Here is an 11,578-nt window from a genome sequence, read left to right as displayed (position 1 = left end):
CCAAGCCCGCCACCAAGCTCGCCACCAAGCCCACCGCCGAGCTCATCCAGCGCATGCAACAACGCCGACTCCGACGAGGCGGTATCACCGCTGAGATCCGCCGGACGGGTCACGATCCGCGCGCCCGCAGCCGCCGCCACCCCGGCGATCTCCGCATCATCGGTGCTCACCACCACCACGTCCACGTGCGGCGCCGCCACAGCGGCATCCACCGCCCGCACCACCAACGGACGACCACCGACCGGAGCAAGATTCTTACGAGGAATACCTTTGGAGCCACCCCGGGCAGGGATGACACAGAGCACACGCACAGGACTTCCTCATCGCTGAGGGAACTCCCCATGCGGGTGGGGCGTTCCGGTACGTAACGGGGGGAATGCTCAGGAAGAGTACCCGAACCCCGTGACAGGAAGGTCAGTTACATCCTTCTTGACCAAGCCGCAACACGACCGTAGGAATCGTCACAGACCGTCCACTAAGCCGTTACAGAACCGGCTAGGACGCCTGTTCCGTAACGGAAATCACCTGCTCCAGACGGCCGAGGCGCTCCTCGTAGAGAGCGGCGGCGGTCAGCCTGGCGCGGACCCTGGCATGCTCGGCCCGCACCTCCTCCAGCAGTTCCCGCGCCTCCTCCGGCGGCGGCGCCCCGTCCAGGACGGCGGGCGGGCGCTCCAGGCCGGCCACCCGCTCCTCCAGCGCCGCCAGCTGCCTGCTCATCCGGTCGACCTGGTCGCGCATCGCGTCCAGGTCGCGTCGCAGGTTGCGGCGGGCGGTGCCGAACTCACTCCGGACCTCGGCCAGCTCCTCGCGGACCTTGGCCGCGGCGGCCTCGGCGCGCTCGGTGGCGATGACGTCGATCCGCCAGCGCAGGCCGCGCCAGGCGGGCGCGCCCAACCGCCGCACCATCGCCCTGGTCACATCGTGGGAGTCCGTCATGGCAGGAACCGGATCCTTCCGTCTGCGATCCACTGCTTGAGCAGCGCCGACTCCGTCCGCAGCCGGTGCTCGGGCGTGACCCGCACGGCGTCGCCCCAGTGGTGCTCGAATGTCGTCTGATCCGGCTCGTCGATGAGGGAGACGCCGGTCAGGTAGGTGGTCGCCGCCGGGAACAGCTCGGTGCACAGGAAGGTGGCCAGCGTCCCGGCGGTCGCCCAGACCCGTTCGCGGGAGTCCAGCCCGAGCAGGTCGTTCAGCGGACGGGTGAACTCGTAGTTGGACACCGGCACCACGCCCAGGTCGGCCGGCCACCACGGCCGCAGCGGCTGGCGCTCACCGAACGGACGGCCCTGCTCGAACAGCAGGTACAGCCGGCCGGTGTAGTCGGCGAAGGTGAACGGGCTGGGCGTGATGCCACGGTGCAGCACGACGACGTCGCAGCGGCGGCCCACGGTGGGCGGCCCGCCGGGGGCATCGAGGCCGAATGTGGTCATCCGCAACACCAGGTCGGCGGAGTCGATGGTCGCCGCGCGGACCTCGTCCGGGGAGAGCGGCGCGTTGCCGACGACGGCGATGCTGCGCGGCGGGGCGCTGCGGGCGTAGCTCTCCAGCAGCAGGCGCAGCGTGGCGCGTGTCCCGGTGGTCCCGGCCGCTGTCACGGTGGTCCCGGCGAGGCCGGGGGCGATAGTGGACATTTGAGTCGGGATCCTACAGCGCGCCGATGACGGACGAGCCGGTTCAGAAGGGTTGCCGCTTCCACAGCAGGGGCTGCGAACCCTGGCCGTCGGTGGTGGCGCCGACCGCCAGCACGCCGTCGCGGAAGCCGACCAGGCCGGTCAGCCACTGGTCCCCGGCGCCCGACAGGACGGGCTCCTTCGGCCGTTCGGCCTGCCAGGTGCGGCCGTCCCGGGACGTCCAGAGCGCGACGTCGCCGGCGCCGGACGCCCCCACCGTCCCGTACACGGCGAATCCCTGGGACGTGGCGGTGACACCGCTCACCGAGCCGGCGTCGGACAGGCCGGGCGGCGTGATCTCCTGCCAGGTGGCGCCGCCGTCGGCGGACAGGTAGGCGAACATCCGGGAGGCCCGGCCGCGGACCCGATACTCGCCGACCGCGACCGCCGTCGTGCCGGAGACCGCCACATGCCGCAGGTAGCCGGTCGCGCCCACGGGCAGCACCGGCATCTTGTGCGAGGTCCAGGTCAGCCCGTCCCGGGACGTCCACGCGGCGGGCGCGTTGCCGCCGCCGGTGACCTTGGCGCCCCCGACGGCCACGTAGCCTCCGGAGCCGGCGGCCACCGCCTGCATCCAGCGGTTGCCGTCCTTGGTCCGGTCGAGGGCCTTGTCCTCGCCGGTCCCGCGCCGCCAGGTGCGCAGATCGGAGGAGAACCAGGCGACCGCCGAGGAGCCGTCCTCGCCGACGATGACGTATCCGGACGGGCCCGCCGCCACGCCGTAGGCGCGCAGGGTCTGCTTGGCCGAGGGCACGAAGAGCCTTCCCCCGCCACCGGTCCACTGGCCGCCGTCCCGGGAGACGGCCACGATCGGACGCCGGGGCAGGCGGCTGTCGGTGCCGATGGCCACCCAGCCCGCGCCGCCTCCGGCCACCCCGCTCAGCCGCTGCACGCCGGGGCCGCCGAAGGGGCCGGCGGGCAGCCGCCCGCGCTGCCAGGCGTCGCCGTCGGCCGAGGTCCAGACCGCGGCGTCGCCGTTGCCGCCGCCCACGGCCACGGCCCGGTCCGCCGTGGCGGCCAGGGCCAGGACCGTCTGGTCGGCGCGGACGGCGGGCCTGGCCACCTGGATCTCCCGGCCGCCGGCGTCGCGCGCCAGCAGCATGCCGTCGGTCTCCCCGCCTTGGGCGGTCCAGCCCGCCAGGACGAGGTTGTCCCCGGCCGTCGTGACGGCCGGCAGCACGCCCGCCGGGCGGGTGAACTCCGCGGCGGACTGCCAGGACCGTCCGTCCGCGCTGCGCACCAGTTGCATCCGCCGGCCGGCGGCCAGGACGGCGGTCGTCCCCCGCTCCGCACCGGCGACCCGCATCACCCGCAGGTCCTTGGAGAAGGTGAACTCGCCGGACTCCGCCCACTCGTCACCGTCGGCCGAGGAGAACACCACCCCGCGGGCCTGTCCGCCCTTGGCGGTGTCGCGCACGGCCAGCAGGCCCGCGGGTCCGGAGCCGATGCGCAGGCCGCGGGTGCCGGGCGCGTTGGGGACCTTGCTCTCCTGCCAGGTACGGCCGCCGTCGTCGGAGCGCCACAGCCGGTTGCGCGAGGCGGCCTTCTCGTCCCTGGCCCACCGGCCCCGCACCAGCAGCGTTGAGCCGTGTGCGGCCGCCTCGACCAGCGAGAGCGTCTCGTCGCCGCGGGTCATGTCGAGCTCGCCGGAGTCCAGCCGCCGCCAGCTCCGCCCGTCCGGCGACAGCCAGGCCAGCGGGGAGCCGTCGCGGAGGTCCTGCCTGGCGGCGGTGGTGCCCACGGCCAGATAGCCGGACCCGTGGGAGACCAGCGCCAGGACCCGGTCGCCGTCCTCGAACATGCCGTCGCCTGGCGTTTGGGCCGTCCAGCTCCGGCCGTCGCGGCTGGACCAGGCCACGACCGCGCCGTCGGCGTCCTCGCCGAGCGCGGCCCAGCCGGAGACCGAGCCCGCCAGGTGCCGCGGGATCGCCTCACCCCGGCCCGGCGCGGTCCCGGAAAGCCCGGCGGCCTTGAACGAGCGGCCCGCGTCCTGCGACACCAGGAACTCCACCCGGCCGGTGGTGCCGTCGGTGTCCCGACCGGCCACGACCACCGTGCCGCCGCGGGCCGCCGCCGCGGTGAACTGCTGGTTGCGCCCGTCCACCCGGGCGGCGGGGTCCGGCGTGAAGATCCCGCCGGCCGTCCGCGCCGCCGCGGGCGGCGGCTCGGTCCCGCCGTCGGGCCACAGCACCACGGCACCGGCCGCGACCACGGCGGCGGCAGCCAGGCCCGCGACCGCGAGCAGCAACCCCTTGCGGGGGAACCGGCGGCCCTGGCGCCTGGGCTCAGGCAGCCGCCAGGGCTCGTCCGGCTGCTCCGGGGGACGTGACCTGAAGTGCCCGGCCTGGGGCGCTCCTCCAGGCGGCCGCACCGGGAAGCCCCCGGCGGGCGGTGACGTCCGAGGGTCGCCCACCGGCGCCGGAGGGCCGTCCACGAACGTCGGCGCAGTAAAGCCACCCACGGGCGGTGGCGCCGGAGGGCCGTCCACGAATGGCGGCGCCGCAAAGCCGCCCACAGGCGGCGGTGCTGGAGGGCCGTCCACGAACGTCGGGGCCGCAAAGCCGCCCACGGGCGGCGGTGCTGGAGGACCGCTCGGAGAAGATGGTGCCGAAGGGCCACCCTCAGACGGCGGTGGCGGAGGGCCGCTCGCGGGTGGCTGGGCGGCGGGGTCGGCTGGGAACGGCGGCCCCTCAGGGGCGCCTACGGGCGGCGCATGGTCCGTCCACTGCGGGGCGGGCGGAAGGGCGGCGTCCGGTGCGGGCTCGGGAGAGGTCTGCCGTCCCCACGCCGGTGGCGGCGGCACAGCCGGGTCCGCCGGTACGAACGGGGGCGGAGGCGGCGGCCCGGCGAGGTCCGCGGACTCCTCCGGCAGCAGGCCGCCCGGGGGCGGGAGCTGCTGCCCGGGATCCTCCGGCAGCAGACCGCCCGGGCCTGGTTGATCCTGCCCGGGCGCACCGGGATCCGCCGCCCAGGGCGCCAACGGCGGCGGGCCGTCGGGCGTCCGGCGGTCGGCGTTGTCGTCCCCCGTACCGGCTTCGGCCACCGTGCTCCCCACAATCACCACTCGTGGCGGCCCGCGCACGGCGGGCGCCTCCTCATACCGGCGAGGTGGGGATTGTATCCGGCATCGCCGGACGAAACGGCATGGCGCAGCTCAGCCGCGCGGGCCGACCGGCTCGCCCGCCCGGCCGGCCGCCGGCTCGCCCCGGCGGCGCGCCCTGCGGTCCTCCCGCCACATGTCGCCGGCCACCTTCACGTCGCCGTCGAAGGCCACCTGCCCGCCGCGCATCATCACGCCGCGGTCGCACAGCTCGGTCAGCATCTTGATGTCGTGCGCCACGATCACCATCGTGCGGCCCTCGCGGCGCAGCTCGCGGATGCGGTCCTGGCACTTGCGGCGGAACGGCGGGTCGCCGACCGCCAGCACCTCGTCGATGAGGAACACATCCGGCTCGGTGTGCGCGGCGATGGAGAACGCCAGCCGCATGAACATGCCGGAGGAGTAGAACTTGACCTGGCCGTCCAGGAAGCGCTCCACCCCGGAGAAGTCGACGATGGCGTCGAACTTGCGGCGGATCTCCGCCTCGCCCATGCCGAGGATCGCCCCGTTGAGGAAGATGTTCTCCCGGCCGGTCAGCTCGGGGTGCAGCCCGGCGCCCACGTCGATCAGCCCGGCGATGCGGCCGCGCACCCGCACGCTGCCGCTGTCCGGCCGCATCACCCCGGAGATCATCTTCAGCAGGGTGCTCTTGCCGGAGCCGTTCAGGCCCATCAGCGCGATCGCCTCGCCCTGCTGGACGGTCAGGCTGACGTTGTCGAGCGCGTTGAACCGTTCGGCCAGGCTCTGCCGGCGCAGCGTCCGCACCGCCAGGTCCTTGAGCGAACGCGCGTGCCGGAGCCGGAACTCCTTGGTCACCGAGTCGACGATGATCGCTTCCGTCATGCCCTCACAGCTCCTGCCCGAAGCGCCGCTGCGCGGCCGCGAACACCTGCTGTCCGATGGCCAGCACCATCACCGCGAACGCCAGCGACCCCACCGTCCGCAGCGCCAGGTCCGGCGGGAAGGTGTAGGCGTCCTCAACGCCCGGCTGCCAGAACGCCCGCTGGAACAGCGACACCGCGGTGACCAGCGGATTGATCAGATACAGGTCGAGCACCCAGCCCGGGGCGCCGTCGCGCATGAACGTCCACGGGTAGATCACCGGCGCCGACCACATGATCACCGCCGAGGTGACGTCGACGGCCTGCTCCAGGTCGCGCAGGAAGACGTTGCCGGCCGCCAGCAGCAGGCCGGCCCCCAGGCCGAGCAGCACGACGATGGCGAAGCCCGCCACCGCCCCGGCCAATGCGGCCGGGTCCGGGCGCCAGCCGGCGGGAACCGCCGCCACCATCAGGATCACCAGTCCCGGTACGAAGTGCACCAGCGACACCAGCACCGAGGCCACCGGGAACATCTCCCGGGGCAGGAAGATCTTGCGGACCAGCGCCGCGTGGCCGGTCACCGAGCGGGTCGCCGAGTGCAGGATCTCGTTGAACAGGTTGACCAGCACCATGCCGGAGAACAGGTAGACCGCGAAGTCCTCCAGCTTGCGGCCGGCGCCCAGCACGTACCCGACGATGAAGAAGTACACGCAGAAGTACACCGCCGGCCGCACGTACGACCAGCCCAGCCCGAGCATCGAGCTCTTGTAGCGGGCCCGCAGCTCACGGCGGACCAGCAGCCGCAGCAGGTAGCGGCGGCGGAAGACCTCCCGCAGCCCTCCGGAGGCGTCCGGCTCCAGCAGCGGCGGAAGCGGAGCGGCCTGGGTCATCGCTGTTCCGGCTCCGGGGCCGCCTGGAAGGTGTCCCACCAGCTCTCCGCGGCGGCGATCTCCGGCGCCGCCTCCCGGTAGCGCCGCGACAGCTCCGGCCACTCCTTCAGCAGCCGGGCGTGCAGCGCAGAGGTGCGCTGCATCAGGGCCCGGAACTCCCTGCGGTCACGCTGGTACCAGAACACGCCGGTGCCGTCGGCAGCCGACACCAGCGCGCTGTCCAGGTCCGCCAGCCGCCACCAGGCCAGGTCGACGTGCGGCACGACCGCCTGCGGGTTGCCGTAGGCGCCCCGGTCGACCGGGCGGAACTGCTTGAGCCCGCTGACCGCGGCCTTCGTGATCATCGCCGCGCGGTTGCGCGGCCGGGCCGCCTGCCGGCCCTTGCGCGGCGGCTTGGTGCGCCGCACCGGGGGCAGATCCTCCATCCGGGGCACGCTCTGCGCGTCGTTGAACCGCGAGCGGAAGGCGCGGATCTCCGGCAGCTTGGTGGGCAGCTGCGGGTGCATGTGCTCCGGGCCGCGCAGCACGTCCTCCATCGCCATCAGCATCAGCTCGGCGGCCGAGTACTGCATGGCCAGCGCGTGCTTGACGGAGACGAACAGGCTCTCCTTGAGCAGGTTGCCGCCCCGCTCGTACGGGGAGTGGATGAGCGCCGACACCAGCCGGTTGCGCTCGTGGAAGTAGGCCTGCCAGTCGATGGTGTCGTCCTTCTCGTGCCAGGGCACGTGCCAGACGGCCACCCCGGGCAGCGAGACGGTGGGGAAGCCGGCCTTGCCGGCCCGGATTCCGTACTCGGCGTCGTCCCACTTGATGAACATCGGCAGGGACAGGCCGATCTTGCGGATCACCTCGGTGGGGATCAGGCACATCCACCAGCCGTTGTAGTCCACGTCGATGCGCCGGTGCAGCCAGGGCGTCTGGCGCAGCCCGCGGGCGGCGAAGTCGTGGCCGTGCTTGGTGTTGGGCGCCGGACCCCAGAACCAGCGGTACTGCTCCAGCGTCTCGCCGTAGGCGTGCAGGACGGAACGGTCGTAGAGGCTGAACATGTGGCCGCCGACGATGGTCGGCGTACGGGCCAGGTCGGCGAACGCCACCGCGCGCAGGATGCCCTCCGGCTCGGTGATGACGTCGTCGTCGAGCAGCAGCACGTAGTCGGCGCGCTCGCCGCGGGCGGTCTCCTCCATGGCACGGGCGAAGCCGCCGGAGCCGCCGAGGTTGGGCTGCTCGATCATCCGCAGCTTGTCCCCCAGTGCCTGCGCCGCCTCCGCGAAGCCGGGGTGGTCGGCCACCCGCTGGGTGCCCTGGTCGACGATCAGGATCTCCTCGACGGCCTCCAGCACGTCGGCGTTCTGGCCGAGCGCCACCAGCTGGTCCACGCAGAAGCCGGGCCGGTTGAAGGTGGTGATGCCGATGTTGGTGCGGCCCTGCCGCCGGTCCTCGGCCTCGGTGGTCAGCCACTCGGCCTCCACCAGTTCCACCGGCCGCTGCCCGGCGACCAGGTCGAACCAGTACCAGCCGCCGTCGATGAACGGCTTGAGCGACAGCTTGAAGCGGTGCTCGGAGTCCTCGGTGGAGTCCACGTGCGCGGAGGTGACGCGCTGCACGTGCCCCTTGGCGTTGGACCGGTAGACGATCACGGTGCCCTCGCCGCGGACCCGTACCCGCAGCCGCACCTCCTCCAGCACGCTCCAGCGCCGCCAGTAGCCGGCCGGGAACGCGTTGAAGTAGGTGCACAGCGACAGCCGCCGGCCGATCGGGACGGTGACGCCGCGGCGGGTCATGGTGTCGGCGTCGATCGACAGCAGCGGCTCGTGGCCGCCCCCGTCGTCCTCGGCCGCCGGGGCGTTCTTGCCGGTCGGCTCGGGGATGTCGCGGCCCTTGCCGATCCGGTCGTCGAGGTAGAGCCGGACGACGTCCAGGTCGCGGTCCAGCGGCATGACGATCCGCTGCAGGACGCGCATGTGCTCGCTCATTCGTCCATTCCTCCGCTGACCAGCCGGGCGCCCTCGGCGAAGTGCGGCCGCAGCCGGTTGTCCACCATGTTGAGGGCACTGGCGATGGCCATGTGCATGTCGAGGTACTTGTAGGTGCCGAGCCGGCCGCCGAACAGCACGCCGTCCTCGCCCTTGGCCATCTGCCGGTAGCGCAGCAGTCGGGCGCGGTCGTCGGGAGTGTTGATCGGGTAGTAGGGCTCGTCGTCCCGGCTGGCGAAGCGGGAGTACTCCCGCATGATCACGGTCTTGTCGGCCGGGTAGTGGTCACGCTCGGGGTGGAAGTGCCGGAACTCGTGGATCCGGGTGTAGGGGACGTCCTCGTCGGCGTAGTTCATCACCGGGGTGCCCTGGAAGTCCCCGGTGGGCTTGACCTCCAGGTCGAAGTCCAGCGTCCGCCAGCCCAGCTCGCCCTCGGCGTAGCCGAAGTAGCGGTCCAGCGGCCCGGTGTAGACGACCGGGACGTTGCCGACGATGTCCCCGCGCTGCTCGAAGAAGTCGGTGCCGAGGCGGACCTCGATGTTCGGGTGGTCGGCCATCCGCTCCAGCCAGGCGGTGTAGCCGTCGACCGGCAGCCCCTCGTACTTGTCGTTGAAGTAGCGGTTGTCGAAGGTGTACCGCACCGGCAGCCGGGTGATGATCTCCGCCGGCAGTTCCCGGGGGTCGGTCTGCCACTGCTTGGCGGTGTAGCCGCGGATGAACGCCTCGTACAGCGGCCGCCCGATCAGGGAGATCGCCTTCTCCTCCAGGTTGCGGGGGTCGGAGACCTCCGCGGCCTGCTCGGCGACCAGCGCGCGGGCCTCGTCGGGGGTGAAGGCGCGGCCGAAGTACTCGCAGATCGTGCCGAGGTTGATCGGCAGCGAGTACACCCGGCCCTTGAAGTTGGTGTAGACGCGGTGCCGGTAGTCGGTGAACGCGGTGAACCGGTTGACGTACTCCCAGACCCGCTCGTTGGAGGTGTGGAACAGGTGGGCGCCGTACCGGTGGACCTCGATGCCGGTCTCCGGCTCGCTCTCGCTGTAGGCGTTGCCTCCGATGTGGTCGCGGCGCTCCAGGATCAGCACCCGCTTGCCGAACAGGTTCGCGCAGCGCTCGGCCACGGTGAGGCCGAAGAAGCCTGATCCGACGACGACGAGGTCAGCGTTCACGTACATCCTTCTGCTCGGACGCTCTGCGGGCGTCGGCGGCTCTGCGAGGGGGAACGGCCGCACCTGCCGTCGAGAGCCGGACTTTTCGGATCCATTCGGGCGCGCAGTGAGACGATACCGGAGAAGGTCCGGGCGTCGGCGCACTTCCGGTTTTCCACTCTGCTACCACAAAAGGGACACTCCCCCCGGTACGGGCGTCCGTCTCATGCCGCGACGCTATGATGTGTCGCCATTCACCCAGATCCCAGAGGGAGGAAGGCCGCGTTGACGGGATCCCCCCCAGGCCCGAAGCCGGACGGCGCGCGCCGTGTCTTCGTGCACATCGGCTCCCCCAAGAGCGGCACCACGTTCATCCAGCAGGTCCTCTGGAACAACCGCCAGGCCCTGGACGCCGAGGGGGTGCTGCTGCCCACCGGCGGACGCGTCCGGCAGCACGCGGCGGTCTGGGACCTGCGCGGCGTCCCGCAGCACCCCGACGACCCCGCGCCCTCCCGGGCCGGCGCCTGGGACCGGCTGGCCGAGCAGGTCCGCGAGTCCCGCCACCCGGTGGCGGTGGTCTCGGAGGAGTCGCTGGCCTCGCTGCCGCCCAAGCGCATCGCCCGGGCCGTCGCGTCGCTGGCCCCCGCCGAGGTCCACGTCGTCTACACGATGCGCGACCTGGCCGGGCTGCTGCCGTCGGCGTGGCAGGAGTTCGTCAAGCACCGCTCCCCCAAGCAGTACGACGCCTGGCTGCAGGACGTCATCGACGGCGGTCCCACGGTCGGCGCCGGGCGGTGGTTCTGGAGCGTCCACGACGCGGTGGCCGTGCTGGAGCGCTGGTCGCGGGACCTCCCCAAGGAGCGGGTGCACGTCATCACGGTGCCGCCGCCGGGCTCGCCGCGCGACCTGCTGTGGCGCCGCTTCGCCGACGTGATCGGCGTCGACCCCGATGTGGCCGTCCTCGACGGCGCGTTCGCCAACGAGTCGCTGGGCATGGCCGAGACCGAACTGCTGCGGCGGGTCAGCCTGGCCATGCCCGAAGATGTGCCGAAGTGGATGTTCGGCCAGGTCGTCAAGGGCGTCCTCGCTCACCAGGTGCTGTCGCGGCGCGACGGCAAGCGTAAGTTCTCCGTGCCCGAGGACCGGCGCGCCTGGGTCCTGCAGCGCCAGCGGACCCTGGTCGAGGGCCTGCGAGCGGCGGGCTACCGGGTGTCGGGAGACCTCGACGACCTGCTGCGCCCGCCCACCTGGCACGACCCGACGCCCCCCGGCGACCGGGAGATGCTCCAGTCCGCCACCGACGGGCTGGTGGGCCTGCTGCAGGAGATCGTCTCGCTGCGCGAGGAGAACTCCGCGCTGCGCCGGGAACTGGCCGAGCAGCAGGGCAGGCCCCTGCACAAGACGGTGGTGCACCACGTCAGCGAGCGCAACCCCGTGGTCATGCGCATGCGCGTCGCCTACTGGCACGCCAAGGAGCGCATCCGCGGGCCCGAGCCGGCCGGGGACGTCCAGGGCGGAGCCGGGAATGGGCGATGAACCCCACGCCGAGGTCGCCCGGGTCTGGCCGCGCGACGGCCTGATCCGGGTCGAGGGCGGCTGGCATCTGGTCAAGGCCAGGTCGCGGGACGACTGGCGGGTCGAGCTGATCTGGCGGGCGCACCGCAACCAGCGGCTGATCCTGCCGGTCGACGCCGGCCCGGACGGCTTCGTCTTCGCCGTCCCGCTCCGCGAACTGGCCACCCCGTGGCTGCGCGCCGCCGGTCCGGACGCCAGGCAGGTCTGGGATCTGCACCTGGTACGCGCGCGCGACGGGCTGCGGGCCCGGGTCGGACGGCATCTCGACGACATCCCCAACAAAGCGGGCATCATGGTCTATCCCGCACAGCGCATCGACGCCGGCGGACCCGCACTCGTCCGGCCTTTCTACACCCCGGCCAACCACCTGGCCGTACGCTGCCGCAAGCTCCCCGCCTGACACC

The 11,578-nt window shown here is 72.6% G+C and carries 10 protein-coding genes; 2 read left to right on the top strand and 8 right to left on the bottom strand.

Translation table 11 applies throughout. The annotated features are described in order from the left end of the window. The 8 genes from C4U03_RS25640 to glf all read right to left on the bottom strand — a co-directional run. On the bottom strand, positions 1-305 hold a 305-nt coding region (locus C4U03_RS25640), incomplete at its 3' end, for a cytidylyltransferase domain-containing protein (RefSeq protein WP_235018115.1). Between the two features lie 190 nt (positions 306-495). Then, positions 496-936, bottom strand: coding sequence for a hypothetical protein (locus tag C4U03_RS25635; protein ID WP_103940876.1), 441 nt, complete (start codon positions 934-936; stop codon positions 496-498). Beyond that, a complete protein-coding gene (locus tag C4U03_RS25630) occupies positions 933-1,631 on the bottom strand; it encodes a hypothetical protein (RefSeq protein ID WP_200827457.1) in 699 nt (232 codons plus the stop codon). Before C4U03_RS25630 ends, C4U03_RS25635 begins: the two co-directional genes overlap by 4 nt. A gap of 43 nt (positions 1,632-1,674) precedes the next feature. Beyond that, the gene (locus C4U03_RS25625) at positions 1,675-4,041 is read right to left on the bottom strand and encodes a beta propeller repeat protein (RefSeq protein WP_160147100.1); all 2,367 of its coding nucleotides are present in this window, start codon (positions 4,039-4,041) and stop codon (positions 1,675-1,677) included. Positions 4,042-4,824: 783 nt separating this feature from the next. After that, positions 4,825-5,613, bottom strand: a complete 789-nt coding sequence (locus C4U03_RS25620) for an ABC transporter ATP-binding protein (RefSeq protein ID WP_103940872.1) — start codon at positions 5,611-5,613, stop codon at positions 4,825-4,827. 4 nt (positions 5,614-5,617) lie between these two features. Then, on the bottom strand, positions 5,618-6,481 hold the full coding sequence (locus tag C4U03_RS25615) for an ABC transporter permease (protein ID WP_103940870.1): 864 nt from the start codon (positions 6,479-6,481) through the stop codon (positions 5,618-5,620). After that, positions 6,478-8,454 carry a glycosyltransferase gene (locus C4U03_RS25610; protein ID WP_103940868.1) on the bottom strand — a complete coding sequence of 659 codons (1,977 nt, stop codon included), beginning with the start codon at positions 8,452-8,454 and terminating at the stop codon, positions 6,478-6,480. The genes C4U03_RS25615 and C4U03_RS25610 overlap by 4 nt, the downstream gene beginning before the upstream one ends. Next, complete coding sequence (gene glf, locus C4U03_RS25605) at positions 8,451-9,626, bottom strand: UDP-galactopyranose mutase (RefSeq protein ID WP_103940866.1); 1,176 nt, start codon at positions 9,624-9,626, stop codon at positions 8,451-8,453. The genes C4U03_RS25610 and glf overlap by 4 nt, the downstream gene beginning before the upstream one ends. 258 nt (positions 9,627-9,884) lie before the next feature. Here glf and C4U03_RS25600 point away from each other — a divergent pair, with 258 nt between their 5' ends. Beyond that, positions 9,885-11,135 carry a hypothetical protein gene (locus C4U03_RS25600; protein ID WP_146087527.1) on the top strand — a complete coding sequence of 417 codons (1,251 nt, stop codon included), beginning with the start codon at positions 9,885-9,887 and terminating at the stop codon, positions 11,133-11,135. Further along, complete coding sequence (locus C4U03_RS25595; protein ID WP_103940862.1) at positions 11,125-11,574, top strand: hypothetical protein; 450 nt, start codon at positions 11,125-11,127, stop codon at positions 11,572-11,574. The genes C4U03_RS25600 and C4U03_RS25595 overlap by 11 nt, the downstream gene beginning before the upstream one ends. The last annotated feature ends 4 nt before the right edge of the window (positions 11,575-11,578 follow it).

It is taken from the genome of Thermomonospora echinospora, assembly GCF_900108175.1.
Taxonomy (GTDB): domain Bacteria; phylum Actinomycetota; class Actinomycetes; order Streptosporangiales; family Streptosporangiaceae; genus Thermomonospora; species Thermomonospora echinospora.
The sequence above is the reverse complement of the archived record's forward strand: the minus strand, read 5'-3'. Positions and strand labels throughout refer to the sequence as shown.